Annotated in this window: 17 protein-coding genes; 12 read left to right on the forward strand and 5 right to left on the reverse strand. The window is 60.7% G+C overall.

Annotation, left to right across the window (positions count from 1 at the left end; translation table 11 throughout):
- Positions 1-174 precede the first annotated feature (174 nt).
- The gene (locus tag V1479_RS21955; protein ID WP_368804753.1) at positions 175-471 is read left to right on the forward strand and encodes a hypothetical protein; all 297 of its coding nucleotides are present in this window, start codon (positions 175-177) and stop codon (positions 469-471) included.
- 134 nt (positions 472-605) lie between these two features.
- On the opposite strand, the gene V1479_RS21960 is transcribed toward V1479_RS21955, so the two are convergent.
- The gene (locus V1479_RS21960) at positions 606-1,526 is read right to left on the reverse strand and encodes a hydrogen peroxide-inducible genes activator (RefSeq protein ID WP_368804754.1); all 921 of its coding nucleotides are present in this window, start codon (positions 1,524-1,526) and stop codon (positions 606-608) included.
- Positions 1,527-1,626: 100 nt separating this feature from the next.
- Here V1479_RS21960 and V1479_RS21965 point away from each other — a divergent pair, with 100 nt between their 5' ends.
- From V1479_RS21965 to V1479_RS21985, 5 genes are all read left to right on the forward strand, one after another.
- Complete coding sequence (locus tag V1479_RS21965; RefSeq protein ID WP_368804755.1) at positions 1,627-1,866, forward strand: YdcH family protein; 240 nt, start codon at positions 1,627-1,629, stop codon at positions 1,864-1,866.
- Positions 1,867-2,007: 141 nt separating this feature from the next.
- Positions 2,008-2,286 carry a hypothetical protein gene (locus V1479_RS21970; protein ID WP_368804756.1) on the forward strand — a complete coding sequence of 93 codons (279 nt, stop codon included), beginning with the start codon at positions 2,008-2,010 and terminating at the stop codon, positions 2,284-2,286.
- Between the two features lie 149 nt (positions 2,287-2,435).
- The gene (locus tag V1479_RS21975; RefSeq protein WP_368804757.1) at positions 2,436-3,419 is read left to right on the forward strand and encodes a TerC family protein; all 984 of its coding nucleotides are present in this window, start codon (positions 2,436-2,438) and stop codon (positions 3,417-3,419) included.
- 5 nt (positions 3,420-3,424) lie between these two features.
- The gene (locus V1479_RS21980) at positions 3,425-4,369 is read left to right on the forward strand and encodes a sodium-dependent bicarbonate transport family permease (protein ID WP_368804795.1); all 945 of its coding nucleotides are present in this window, start codon (positions 3,425-3,427) and stop codon (positions 4,367-4,369) included.
- A gap of 5 nt (positions 4,370-4,374) precedes the next feature.
- Positions 4,375-4,677 (forward strand): P-II family nitrogen regulator, encoded by a 303-nt coding sequence (locus V1479_RS21985; protein WP_368804758.1) that lies wholly within the window; start codon positions 4,375-4,377, stop codon positions 4,675-4,677.
- Positions 4,678-4,782: 105 nt separating this feature from the next.
- On the opposite strand, the gene V1479_RS21990 is transcribed toward V1479_RS21985, so the two are convergent.
- Positions 4,783-5,172: a hypothetical protein gene (locus V1479_RS21990; protein WP_368804759.1), complete on the reverse strand. Its 390-nt coding sequence runs from the start codon at positions 5,170-5,172 to the stop codon at positions 4,783-4,785.
- Positions 5,173-5,377: 205 nt separating this feature from the next.
- On the opposite strand from V1479_RS21990, the gene V1479_RS21995 reads away from it, so the two are divergent.
- Positions 5,378-6,316, forward strand: a complete 939-nt coding sequence (locus tag V1479_RS21995; RefSeq protein ID WP_368804760.1) for a GHMP family kinase ATP-binding protein — start codon at positions 5,378-5,380, stop codon at positions 6,314-6,316.
- Positions 6,310-7,347, forward strand: a complete 1,038-nt coding sequence (locus V1479_RS22000; RefSeq protein ID WP_368804761.1) for a PLP-dependent cysteine synthase family protein — start codon at positions 6,310-6,312, stop codon at positions 7,345-7,347. Before V1479_RS21995 ends, V1479_RS22000 begins: the two co-directional genes overlap by 7 nt.
- Here V1479_RS22000 and V1479_RS22005 read toward each other — a convergent pair.
- A complete protein-coding gene (locus tag V1479_RS22005) occupies positions 7,337-8,464 on the reverse strand; it encodes a threonine synthase (RefSeq protein WP_368804796.1) in 1,128 nt (375 codons plus the stop codon). The genes V1479_RS22000 and V1479_RS22005 overlap by 11 nt on opposite strands.
- 423 nt (positions 8,465-8,887) lie before the next feature.
- Here V1479_RS22005 and V1479_RS22010 point away from each other — a divergent pair, with 423 nt between their 5' ends.
- The 4 genes from V1479_RS22010 (at position 8,888) to V1479_RS22025 (ending at position 11,452) form a co-directional block, all read left to right on the forward strand.
- Entirely contained in the window at positions 8,888-9,100 is a 213-nt protein-coding gene (locus tag V1479_RS22010) for a helix-turn-helix domain-containing protein (protein WP_368804762.1), read from the forward strand.
- A 206-nt stretch (positions 9,101-9,306) separates the two neighbouring features.
- Positions 9,307-10,035 carry a LuxR family transcriptional regulator gene (locus V1479_RS22015; RefSeq protein WP_368804763.1) on the forward strand — a complete coding sequence of 243 codons (729 nt, stop codon included), beginning with the start codon at positions 9,307-9,309 and terminating at the stop codon, positions 10,033-10,035.
- 122 nt (positions 10,036-10,157) lie between these two features.
- Positions 10,158-10,730: an acyl-homoserine-lactone synthase gene (locus V1479_RS22020; protein ID WP_368804764.1), complete on the forward strand. Its 573-nt coding sequence runs from the start codon at positions 10,158-10,160 to the stop codon at positions 10,728-10,730.
- Positions 10,731-10,927: 197 nt separating this feature from the next.
- On the forward strand, positions 10,928-11,452 hold the full coding sequence (locus V1479_RS22025; protein WP_368804765.1) for a GNAT family N-acetyltransferase: 525 nt from the start codon (positions 10,928-10,930) through the stop codon (positions 11,450-11,452).
- Here V1479_RS22025 and V1479_RS22030 read toward each other — a convergent pair.
- Together V1479_RS22030 and V1479_RS22035 are read right to left on the reverse strand one after the other, a co-directional pair.
- Entirely contained in the window at positions 11,419-12,432 is a 1,014-nt protein-coding gene (locus tag V1479_RS22030) for a succinylglutamate desuccinylase/aspartoacylase family protein (protein WP_368804766.1), read from the reverse strand. The genes V1479_RS22025 and V1479_RS22030 overlap by 34 nt on opposite strands.
- A gap of 10 nt (positions 12,433-12,442) precedes the next feature.
- Positions 12,443-13,192, reverse strand: a complete 750-nt coding sequence (locus V1479_RS22035) for an amino acid ABC transporter ATP-binding protein (RefSeq protein ID WP_368804767.1) — start codon at positions 13,190-13,192, stop codon at positions 12,443-12,445.
- Positions 13,193-13,205 lie beyond the last annotated feature (13 nt).

Genomic DNA, 13,205 nt, shown 5'->3' on the forward strand with positions numbered 1-13,205 from the left:
ACCGTCACGATGCCACGCCCTTTGCGGCGGGATCCCTATTATTTCGACATCAGACAGCATGACGGCAATGTCACGCGGCACTGGTTCAATCTGCGCCGCTAGTCGAGCGCTACTGACAAGTTGACCTTAAAAAGCTGCAACGTGCGTATGATCCACTCGGCGCCACGACGCGCGATGGGCGCCTCGTTCGAGAATAACAAGGCCCAGTTTTTCTTGAGCTTCCGCAAGACACCGGGGCTCCCTAGCAAAAAGGCGTTTTTAACGCCTTTTCTCCTGCCGTACAAAAGAAGTCGCGAAGAGTGGCACGTGCGCATGAAAGGGCGTGCAAACTTTTGCTGGCAGGTTCACACTTTGCCGGAGATCGACCGGCAGGCAGTCCAGCGCGAATGGTCGCCCTCGTGGTCGAATACCTACCGCACCGCAATGAGCCAGGTGTCGATCACCGATTACTGGATTGAGACTTCGGCGTAGCGGTGGCCTCATGGTTGCTCGTCGTTCCGACAGCTAGGCCAGATTGTGTCCGCCAAGGTTCGGCCACCCCAGAAATCGTTGCGGGCACCAAATTGTTGCTACAACACCCGCAGCCCGCCGGCCGCAGTCAACGCCTAACAACCCCCATCCACCCGCAGAGCGGTCGCGGCGCGCCTCGCTTCGCCGGCAAGCGTTTCGAAATGCCGCCTGCGTCCTGTAGCCTCGCGGAAGTAGAGCCCGAAGCTGCGTGTCTCGATCCAGCCGTCGATCTCGAGCAGGACGACGTCATCGGCGTTTCGGAACTCGGATCGCGCGTAGAGCTCGGGGAAAACCGACAGACCCATGCCGATGGAAACCATCTGGCGAATGGCGTCGAGGCTCGTTCCTTCGTAGTCGTCAACGACCGTAGCGCCCGACGCTTGCGCCAGGTGTCGAACGTTCTCTAGCAGGCGATTGCCGCTGCCCAGTGCCAGCAGTCGTTCTCCTCTGAGTGCCTTCGCGTTCACAGAACGGCCGCTTGCGAGCTTGTGATCTGCCGGAACGCCGAGAAACAGCCTCTCGGTGCCGATGCGAACGAAGCTCAGACCTGCCTCCGTGCTTTCCGGTCCGAGCCCGCAGTCGAGTACGCCCTCGTTGACCGCCGTTTCGATCGCTGCCGGCCTGTCCTCGACGATGTAGATCTTGAGGGCCGGAAACTCTCGGTGGATCGGCGGCAGGAACGTCGGCAGGAAGTATGGGCCAAAGCTCGGCGGCGTGCCAAGTTTAATCAGACCGCCGAGCGAACCGGCGTCGTCGGCAACCGCGTCCAAGAGGTCCTCCATGGATGCGATCGCTAGACGGGCGTGATGGACGAAGGTCTGGCCGGTCGGCGTCATGAGGACTCTCGTCGGCGTGCGTTCAAATAGCTGAACGCCCAATCCCCGTTCAACGAGCGCAACCTGAACCGAGAGAGTCGGCTGCGAGACATGGCAGCGTTTTGCAGCCATCCCAAAGTGACCGCAATCGGCGATGGCAATGATGTATTCGAGTTGGCGCAGCGTCGGTCGAAAGGGCATTGTCCGATAGTTATCGCCTAATGCGGCGATTGCAACAATCAATTGGCGCTATGGTGCCTCTATGTCCACATCTCCATTATCGAACACAATGGAGGTTGTCGTGAAAGACCAGTTTCTCAAAGCTCTGCGCAACCGAAGGGCGAAAGTGGCGGCGAGTATCGAGGCCGAGCAAGCCCGCCCGGCTCCCGATCACTTGAAGGTAGGGATGATGAAGAAGATGAGGCTCAGGCTCCGAGACCAGATCGAGTTCATCGAGCGCATGAACCGTAATGGCCAGCCTTCCGTCGTCCCGGTCGTCCGCCGCCGCTCGTTCAGGCCAGTGCTCCAGGGGCGGTCCTGAGGGCGTCGTGTTTGCGAAAGACAAAAAGCTCTTTGGCGATGTCATCGAACGTTATCGCCAACTCAAGCTTAATCTCGAGGACTGGCCGCTTCGAGGCGACAGGGACTATGCCTTGCAAAGCGTCTTGTCGGCAGAAGTCAAATGCGACCTGTGCTCAAGAGATCGGCAAAGCTCGGTTGCGTGATCCGATACGGCGCGTTCGCAGCGTTCGTCTCATGGTCGCTGATCGCGATCGTCACTCACGCGACGGCGAGCTGGCTCGGTGAGTGCACGCTGGCCTTGACCGCCCTCGACGACTGGCTTGCCCCTGCTGGCACACTCATTGAGAGCGTCGCAGGCCCGGTCACCGCCATCATTTGGCTGCTCGGATTGCTGGCAATCCTTGGGCTGTCGGAGTTGGCGAGCCGCCCGACCAGCTAGGTCCCGTTCAACCCATGGCCGCCGCTTCACTGGAAGGCGGTGGCCTTCGCCCTTGTTCGACCAGTCCGGTCCCCACTGGCGAGAGAAGCCGGTTCTCTCGCCATGTCGGACAACACCCCGCCATCGACAGCCGGCCGGAGTACACAGACATGGAATTCGCCTTCTTCTTCGTCGACTGGCTGGGCAAGCCCGTCTGGATGTGGCTGTCCTTCCTGGGCATAGTCATTGCCCTGCTCGTCTTCGATCTCGGCGTGCTCCATCGTGACAACCGTGAGATCGAAGTTCGGGAAAGCCTGCTGCTGTCGGCCATGTACATCAGTCTCGGCCTGGCTTTTGGCGGATGGGTATGGTGGCAACTGGGCGCCGAGTCCGGCATGAATTACGTAACCGGCTTCGTCGTGGAGAAGACGCTCGCGCTCGACAACGTATTCGTCATCGCGTTGATTTTCTCAGTCTTCGCGGTGCCGCGGCTCTATCAGCACCGGGTTCTGTTCTGGGGTATTCTCGGCGTGATCGTGCTGCGCGCTATCATGATTGGGCTTGGCGCCACCCTGGTTTCCGAGTTCTACTGGGTGCTCTACATCTTCGCCGCCTTTCTGATCATCACCGGCATCAAGATGCTGGCAATGGAGGATAAGGAGCCGGAGATTGGCAACAACCCGTTGGTCCGTTTCCTGCGACGGCGCTTCAACGTCACCGACGAACACCACGGCCAGCACTTTTTCGTCAAGAAGCTCGATCCGAAGAGCGGCAAACTCGTCTGGTTCATGACGCCGCTTTTCATGGCTCTCGTCATGGTCGAGATCGCGGACCTTATTTTCGCGGTTGACTCCGTTCCGGCCATCTTCGCCATCACGACCGATCCGTTCATCGTTTACACGTCCAACATCTTCGCCATCCTCGGTCTACGAGCGCTCTATTTCGCGCTTGCGGCGATGATCCATCGCTTCCACTACCTGAAGCCGGCATTGGCGATCGTGCTCATCTTCATTGGTTCGAAAATCTTCGTTGCCGATCTGATCGGACTGGAAAAGTTCCCGGCCTCGATTTCCCTAACCGTGACCATGGTCATCATCGCCGCAGGCATCCTCTATTCGCTCTGGCGGACCCGCAAGACGGAGGCCACCAATTGAGCGCAATGCTACTGTCGCCGATGGTTCTGTTCTTCGGGCTTGGGGCCTTCGCCGCATTCGCCCGCTCCGACCTCGCCATCCCCGAAGCTATCGGCAAGGGAATGGCCATTTTTTTGATGGTGGCGATCGGCCTCAAGGGGGGTGTCGCCGTTGCCGGCGAAGGCATCACGATGTCGCTCATGGCGGCCGCGGCGATCGGTGTCGCGCTCGCTTTTGTGCTGCCTCTGCCAGCCTACTGGATCACGCGTGTCGTCGGTCGCCAGTCGCCCGTCGACGCTGCTGCGATTGCGGCGCATTACGGCTCGGTCAGCGTGGTGACTTTCGTTGCCGGGCTGGAGACGCTCAAGCTCGCCGGCCTCCTCCCGAGCGGTCATATGGTCGCCGTCCTGGCGTTGATGGAAACGCCGGCGATCGTTACCGGGTTGCTCTTGGCACGCCGCGCATTGGCTGTGCAGCAGCCAGCCAGCGGTCTCCTTCACGAGACCCTGCTGAACGGGTCAGTTGTGCTGCTGATCGGGAGTTTCCTGATCGGACTGGCCATCGGTTCCGATGGGTTTGCGCAGATAGCACCCGTTTTCGAGGCCGGTTTCAGAGGCGTCCTGTGCCTCTTCCTGCTCGACATGGGCCTGGTTGCTGCCAGGCGCCTTCGGGAGACACGGTCGCTGACGGTTAACCTGGCTGCCGTCGCAGTTGTCGTGCCGGTCTGCAACGGATTCGTGGGAGCAGCACTCGGAGCGTTGGGGCAGCTGTCTCTCGCCGATGCGGCGGCGCTCGCCATCCTCGCCGCCAGCGCTTCCTATATTGCCGTTCCGGCCGCAATGCGGATGGCGCTGCCGCAGGCCAATGCCGGAACATCTCTGGCTATGTCGTTGGGCGTGACCTTTCCGTTCAACGTCGTTGCCGGGATCCCGCTTTATATCTGGTTCGCGCAACTGATGGGTGCACGATGACAGCGATGATCGAACGCATAAGGATTGAGGTTCTCTATGACGCCCCGCTTCGTGACACAGTGGTCGGAATAGTTTCGGGTGCCGGGGCAAAGGGCTACACGCTTTTCAATGCGTCGGGCGGAATGGGAGGAGGCGGCCGTTGGCAGGAAGACCAAGTGACCGGTGCCGACACAAAAGCCCTCCTCCTGACGATCGTGTCACCTGAAATTGCAGACGCGATCGTTGAGGCTCTCCATCCACTCCTGGAAACGCATGGCCTGTTAATTCTGAAATCAGCGATCGAGGTGGTGCGGCATGACAAGTTTTGAGCGGCCGGACACCGTATCGGTTCAATAGTTGCTGCAAGGCAAGGAACAGCAGCGAATGGCGTTTGGCCAGCAGCCACGCATGCGGCTGTCCCGACGTGGTTTTGGTTACAGACAACGACGCGATCTCGAACCGAGAGCCTTGGCCAAATGCGACCCGAAGGGACGCAGGGTTGTGACCGCGTGTTGCACGTCATTGAGGGGCACGGGTGGCGCGGTGGAAGTCATCAACGCCATCAGGTAGATCAGCTTTTCGTACGCATCTTCAGCATTTGCCGGCTTGGATGAAAGCAGATGTGAATAAGCACGCTTCTCACGCCAGCGAAAGTAGATCAGCATTGGATAGTGCAGGCGCAACTTTGTCTGCTCATGACGCCCATCCAGTGCAATCCGTTTAGTCCGAAATCGCTTGTGACTTGCGATCTTCGACGACATCGTCTTGTCGGATCGCGTGAATAATCCGAGCATGTTTTTCTTACCGGGAATGACTGTGTCCAAAATTCACGTCCGCAATTCGCGATGGGATACTTGCGACCGCTCGCGGCCTCCCGCACGGGAGAGAATTGCGCCATTCCGGCTGCGCTGCATCCGTCGGGCCAGTGAACCGCGCGATAAAAACCTGGTCTATGCCGGAATTCCGTGACGGCACCGAGTCACCGTCGACGCCACGATCATCTCCGACGCGCAACACCGGGAGTGTATCGTGCTTGCAGTCTCCAGCTTGTCGCGGATCAACGAACCGTTATCTCTAGAGGGCGTCGGCGCCGCGATGGCTCATCACGGAGAGCTTCTGCAAGGCGTGTTCGAAGTCGGAAACGGACGGCTTCATCGCGGTTTGGTTACCCTGCCTCTCCCGGCGATGATGTCGCGAGCGACATTCATCGCCACCAAGTCACCCGACATCACTGTGCGCCCGCATGGCCGGGCAAAGGCCGGCGTGGCGGCGCGGCTCACGCTCGATCATCTGGCTATCGCCGAAGGCGGGGCGGTCGAGATCGTAAGCGACATCCCCATCGGTCACGGCTATGGTTCCTCCACTGCCGATGTCGTTGCCGCTATTCGAGCGGTTGCGGATGCCTACTGTGTACACCTTCAGCCTTCGCGTATCAGCCAGTTGGCGGTCGCCGCAGAAAAAGCCAGCGATGCCATCGCCTTCGGTGAGCAGGCGTTGCTCTTCGCGCAGCGACAGGGCGTCGTTCTGGAGCATTTTGGCGGCGCGTTGCCGCCCCTGCTGTTGGTCGGGTTCAAGAGCCGTGACGGGCTGCCAATAGACACACTTAATCTCCCTCCTGCACGCTATGATCAAGCGGAGATCCAGCAGTTCCGAGTCCTGCGGGGGCTGGTCGCCCATGCCGTACGCTATCAGGATGCCAACTGCCTTGGCCGTGCGGCAACCGCCAGCGCCCGAATCAGTCAGCGGCATCTGCCCAAGGAGCATTTCGACCAGGTCCTGGCCATTGCCGAAGACGCCGGCGCCTGCGGCGTTCAGGTCGCCCATAGCGGCTCGTTGATCGGCATTATTTTCGACCGCACCGCAAAGAACCTGCGGCAGCGCGCCGGTCGGGTCGCGGGATTGGCAAAGCGGCTGGGTTTTCGCGACGTCGCGTTTCACCAGATAAATGACGACGGCGCGAGATGGTAGCTTTGGACGCCGACTACTTCCGTGAGCTCGAGACCCCGCGCATGGCGTTGTTGTCCGCCAATCTGGTCGCAGCCGTGTTTCCTCTGATGAAGCTCATGCCGGCCAGATACATCCTGGACCGTGCCGCGGCGGACGGCTCACTTCGGCCCGGATACCGCATCGTCGAGTCAACATCCGGTACGTTCGGCATGGCTCTCGCGCTGCTGGCGGCTGCGCGCGGATACCGGCTCACGCTAGTCACCGCTTCGAGTCTCATCGACGCCAAGTATCGCGCGCGCCTGGAAGGGAGCGGTGCCACGATTATCGTAACCGAAGATCCCGACGGCAATGGCGATCAGGTGCGGCGTCTCCAGGAACTACAGCGGATTCGGAGCGAGGAACCGCATTGCTTCTGGCCAAGGCAATATGACAATCCTCAAAACGCGCTGTCCTATGCAGGTCTGGCCGAAACGCTGGTGCGATCGATGGGCAGGATCGATTGCCTTGTAGGCTGCGTGGGAAGCGGCGGCTCGCTATGCGGGACGGGAGCATTTCTGCGCATGATTTTTCCGCAGATGTCCATCATCGCGGTCGACACGCACCGCAGCATCCTGTTCGGGCAACCCGTCGGCGGTCGGCTGTTGCGTGGTCTCGGCAACAGTGTATTGCCCGCCAATCTAGACCACGAACTTGTCGATGAAGTGCACTGGGTTGGCGCATACCCGGCATTCAGGGGCGCTCGCGACTTGTTACGCGAACATGGCATTTTCCAGGGTCCGACCAGTGCTGCTGCCGCACTCGTCGCCAGGTGGACCGCCGAAAATCGTCCCGGAGCCCGCGTCGCAGCCATCATGCCGGACGAGGGTCACCGCTACGCCGATACCGTCTTTGACGACGCCTGGCTTGCCTCACTTCCTGAATGGCCGAGCGCATCGCCTTCCAAACCCCGAATGCTGACGACCCTTGAGCCCGCGTCGGAGACAGAGTGGACGCGATTTGCCTGGGCAAGACGCAGCCTCGATCAGGTGCGCCAGGCGCACTCTATGCACTAAAGGTTTCTCCGCGACTGGCGGCAGGGATTGTCGGCGTCTCAAGCAGCCCCCCATCCTTGTCGCGGAGCCATTCCCAAGCCTCGCCGGTAGATTGAAAAATCGTCTTGTGCGTGGGGCTCGTGACCGATTGGTCGAGGTCCTTCAGGCCGCTGGCGGTGACGATTGCCACCACGCGGTCGTCATCGGCGATAACGCGCTGCCTGCGCAATTTTGCGATCGCCAGCAGGGGCGTGACCGAGGCCAGTTCAGCGAATATGCCCTCTATGCGTGCCAGGCGTTCCTGCATCTCGACCAGCCCGTCATTGTTCACCGGAACCGCGCTCCCGGAGGAGTCGCGCAGCGCCTTCAGAGCCTGGTAGGTGCTGCGCGGGGCACCGATCGAAATGGCGCGGCTTTCGAATTCCATCCCACGCTCTTCGAGCCTGTCACTGCCCGAGGCAAGCGCCTGAGCCAGGGAGCCATGCACCTCGGCAGCCACCATTCGGGGCAGTCGCGGGATCGCGCCCTGCGCAAACAATTCCTCGAATCCCGACCAGACACCCGACAGTGCGTCTCCGTAACAGACTGGGAGCACACACCAGTCGGGGGCAATACCGCCCGACTGCTCGACGATTTCATAAGCGATGGTCTTGTAGCCCTCGATGCCCAGGGCGTGGCTGCCAACGACAGGCGCTTGGTAGGGCGAAGCCACGAACCAGCCATGGCGTTCCGCTGCTTGGGCAAGCAAGGTCCATCGATCCATCTTGTTGGCGAGCGGCAGAACCGTTGCGCCGTATTTCCTGATTTGCGCCAGCATCGCTTCAGCGGACCCGCCAAAGGTGGCGACAACACAATGCAGACCCGCGCGCGCAGCGTAAGCAGCCAGTGAGGCGCCGGCGTTACCGGAAGAAGCCGTCGCCACGACCTTTGCTCCCTGCGCCCTGGCCACCGACACTGCAACCGTTGAAAACCGGTCCTTGTGCGACCAGGTCGGGTTACGGCCCTCGTCCTTGATGAAGAGGTTTGCAACTCCCAATAGTCGGCCGATCCGGCTCGCTTCAACCAGGGGCGTCTGCCCTTCCCCGAGCGAAACGGCGTCTTCCGCCGAGCAAGGCAGAGCATGGGCATAGCGCCACAACGATCGCGGTGCATTCGCCGCGATCGATAGCGGATCAGCGGGTGAGGCATAGACAGGTCTGAGATTGGCCGGCGCGGTTTCGTGGCAGGCCGGACAGCCCCTTGAATCGATCTCGACCGTAGCCGGATAGGACCTGCCGCAGCGAATGCAGGTGAGCCCGACGACGGTCCCTCCCCCCGGCACCACGGCCGTATCGGTTCCACTGTTTTTTGCCTTCCGAGGGTGTGCGGAATTGGTTTCCGAAAGGCCTGCGCGAAGAGTGCTAAGGGGTTGACTGGCCATTGCAATTCCTCCGTGCAGGATCGTTCATCCACGCCCCGGTTCAAACAGGCGGTGATGCCGGTGTCAATGCGGAATGTTCACTAGAGTGTGTCGCACCATAGTGTACATCAGCGCACTGCTTGCAGGATGAATCTTCGCGCTGTGTTTGGTCTGAACGTGCAGCGGCTCCGCCGGGAAAAAGGGCTGTCTCAGGAGCAGCTTTCTTTCGCCGCGGGGCGCACGCGGGCCTATATCAGCAGCGTGGAAGCCGGGCGGCGAAACGCAACGCTGGATACACTGGAAGTCCTGGCGACGGCGTTGGACGTGGAGCCGAAGGACCTCATCACTGCAACGGCACCGAAGCGTCACACTTGACGCTCAACCAGGCAGCCGGCCGGTGGCTCACAGGACTAAACCCCTGCGTTTGCAACCTGTGGCACGCCGACCCAAGAAATAGTGCCTTCCTTGACTCCTACAGTAGACAATCGACGTCCGCGGCGTTGAAGCCGGTTGTGGAACACGCTTAGGTTGAAGCTGTGGGGTGTTTAGATTGAAGCTGCGGGGTGTATCGAGGTTTATCGATGAACAACGCTGCCGTTGGGGAGCTTTTCGCTGCGATATCAGCGATCGACGATTCCCCCTCATCTGATCGCGCACTCGAAGTTTTTCAGGGCGTCCTCAATCGGTACGGCCTGAACAATTTTCTGATCACGGGATTGCCGGTCCCCCAGGACAGCGAATGGCATCGTGAGATTCTTCATGACGGATGGGCGAGCGAATGGTTCGCCCGCTACGAATCCGAGGGGCATTTCCTTTACGATCCTTGCGCCGCACGCAGCCGTCTCGCCACCGAACCGTTCCTCTGGCATGAACTGCGCGCTGGTCGTCTGACAACACGTGCCAGTCTAGTGATGGACGAGGCCGCCGAATTTGGCATGAAGGACGGCTTATGTGTGCCAATCCATATGCCGCTGTCTGGACCGGCTGTGGTGACGGCAGCAAGCGATCGGATGGAGATACCGCCCGGCGCGATGCCACTGATAGAAGCGCTGTGTGTTCACCTCTTCCGCAAAATAAGCCGCCTGGAAAGCAAATCGGGTGCGGAGGAGGGTAAGCCCCTGACGCCGAGGGAACGCGAACTCCTGGAATGGAGCGCAGACGGTAAGTCGGCCGAAGATATTTCCTGCATCCTCGGCGTAACGATGAATACGGTGGAGAGCCACCATCGCAACATCCGCGAGAAGCTAAACGCCACCAACGTGGCCCATGCCATCGTGAAAGCACTGCGAAGGCATGAAATTCAGATCTAGCTATACCGAAATTCCGGCATGCATTTTCCAAACGCATTCACCTACCACGCCTCCATTTGTCTGGAGGCGTCATGGTTCGAATTCAGGTGGTCACTTGGGCCAACAGGAAACAGTACAGGGTCTTGCTGGAGCGTTATTTTCGCATCCGCTACGACATATATGTGAAGCGACGGCAATGGCGTTCGGTGGCACGACCCATCAACATCGAAATGGATGCGTTCGACACCGAGCATGCCATTTACCTGATGGCGCTCGATAGCGCCGGCAAGATCGTCGGCGGCTCGCGCCTCGTCCCGACCTTACAGCCTCACCTCCTGGGCGATGTGTTTCCGCAACTCGCAGTCGCGGGGCCACCGCGAGCCTCGGATATCTATGAATGGACGCGCTTCTTCATCACTCCCGCCCTGCGCAGCCGCGGCGGCCCGTCGCCGGTCGCCGGCGTCGTTCTCTGCGGCCTACTCGAGGTCGCCCTGAAACTCGGCATTCGCCAGATCAGTGTCGTCTGTGAATCGTTCTGGCCAAAGCGTCTTCGTGCCCTTGGATGGAGCATTGCCGAGCTGGGAGATATCATGCAGCACGAGGACGGCGACATCATCGCGCTGTTGATCGATGTCACGCCGGATGCAATCGGGAGCACGCGCCGCGCCTACGGCATCGACCGGCCGATCGTGATCGATTTGCCATCGCCGGCATGACGGTGCGCGACAGTGCCGCCTGAAGGACGTTCCGCAGAATGGCTGCCTGAGACCGCCCGCCGCGATCTCATCCGCGCCGTCAGGATCCCCTGAGCACTCGTTGACGCCATAGTCCGTCAATCCCCGGATTCCGTGAGGCTGGTCTGCATGACTGCATGCCAGGCTGATGATCAGTCTGACCGTTCGGAGTGGGAGAGATGACACTCACATTGCGTGTGCTTGGTCTCGACGATGAGGCCGTTGTTGCCGACATCGCCGTCGATCCCGACAAGGCGGCTTACGCCGGTGGACCAATTGGCGACATCTTCAAGCAGCTGCGAGCCTCCCCGCCGCGCCAGACCCCTTTTGCACTCGCCGATGGCGACAGGGTTGTGGGCTTCATCGTTGCACGGGAAAAAGCAGCCCTACCCGTCTGGGCCGAGGCAGGCTGCATGACGCTGAACAATCTGCGGATCGACACACGCCTGCAAGGGCGCGGCTACGGCAAGGCTGCGATCTGCCTCGCCGCGCAATGGATCTCGCGGGAACGGCCGGATGTCACACATGTGATGTCGAGCGTGAACGTGGCCAATCTCGCCGCTTTCCATTTGAACCTTGCCTGCGGCCTGACGCCCACGGGGCGGATTTTCGACGGACGCATAGGTCCACAAAGACTCATGATCGCCCGCGTCGAGCGCGTTTGTGGCGATCAGCCCGGATCGACGTCGACGAGAAGCTTGTAGAGGCAATCACCTGGCTCGGTCAGCATCGGCGCGCGCCGGCAGGCAACCATGCCACCTTCGGTGAATGTGACCGGTTCCGCCGCTTCCCACGGCCGATGGATGGTGTGAATGACCCCGGCAAGCTGGCCAGCTTGCACGACCTCGCCCATACGTGCCGCCGGCTCGAACAGGCCCTTGCGCATCGCATAGACGAAGGCGCCCCTGCCCCGCACGCGCATGAAGCGGGTGGGCGATGCAGGGCTGGAATCCTCGCCTTGCAAGATTCCATAAAGCTGCAGGACACGCCGCAACCCTTGCTCTGCAATGGCAAGGCCCGCCCGCGAGAGGGTGGCCCCACCGCCGAGTTCGGCGGTAAGCACCGGCACACCAAGGCCCTGGCCTGCTGCCGAAAACGTTGTCATGCCGCCTCCACCTGAGCCATCGCTGATGGAGGTAATCGGGGCAGCAAACGCGGTCGCAAGGTCGGTAAGCTCACGATTTTCGTCCGCCCCGCCACCACTTCTGATCAAGGCGCACGGAAGGTAGTGGCACGAGCGGCCACCGGCATGAAGGTCGATTGCGACATCGGCCATGGCGAGAAGCACCGTGGTGACATAATGCGCGATCATCGCTGTCGGCCCGCCCACCGGATCGCCCGGAAACGATCTGTTGAGATTTCCTTCGTCCAGAGGTGACACGCGCCGACCCGCCTCGACGGCGGGTGTGTTCAGGGAAGGCAGAATGATGATCCGGCCACGAACATCCGCTGCTTCGATCTCGCGGCACAGGCGCGCAAGCGCGACCTGACCCTCATACTCGTCGCCATGGTTGCCACCGACAAGAAGAGCCGTGGGCCCTGCACCGTTTCGGATGCACACAATCGGGATTGGCACCACGCCGTAACCCGATAAATCTGTTGAATGGGGCACACGCAGCCAGTCGCATTGCTTCCCGTCCGCCTCGAAATCGAGCGGCGTCCAAACCTGCATCGAACTTGTCATTGACGTCCTCTCAGTGCTTCAGGATTTTTTCGAGAAAAAGCCGCGAGCGGGGATGTCCCGCCGAGCCGAAGAAGTCGCGTGAGGATGCGCTGTCGAGGATGCATCCCCCGTCCATAAAGACGACCTGGTCGGCGACTTCCCGCGCAAAGCCCATCTCATGGGTGACGCAGACCATCGTCATGCCGTCGCGGGCCAGCGCGACCATGACGTCGAGGACCTCCTTGATCATCTCCGGATCGAGAGCCGATGTCGGTTCGTCAAAGAGCATGATGCGAGGGTTGAGGCACAGTGCCCGTGCAATCGCCACGCGCTGCTGTTGTCCGCCGGAGAGCTGGCCGGGATAGGACTTCGCCTTCTCAGGTATTCTGACCTTTTCCAGATGGGCCATGGCGATGTCTTCCGCTTCCGCGCGGCTCCGGCCGGCGACGCGCCGCAGCGCCAGCGTGCAATTGGACAGCACCGTCAGATGCGGAAACAGGTTGAAGCTCTGAAACACCATCCCGGTCTGGCGCCGCGCCGCGGCCGTCTCCCTGGCATTGAGACCGAGCATCGTCCCCGCAAGACGCAACGTGCCCTGCTGATAGGTTTCCAGCCCATTGATGCAGCGGATAAGGGTCGATTTGCCTGAACCCGACGGCCCGCACACCACGACGCGCGTACCGCTTCCAACTGTCAGGTCGACGTTTTTTAGCACGTGCAGGGCGCCGAACCATTTGTTGAGACCCTGGATGTCGACGATGGTATCCGATTGTGTGCTCATGCCCTCTCCTGAT

The sequence above is a fragment of the Neoaquamicrobium sediminum genome, from assembly GCF_040970315.1.
Classification (GTDB): Bacteria; Pseudomonadota; Alphaproteobacteria; order Rhizobiales; family Rhizobiaceae; genus Aerobium; species Aerobium sediminum.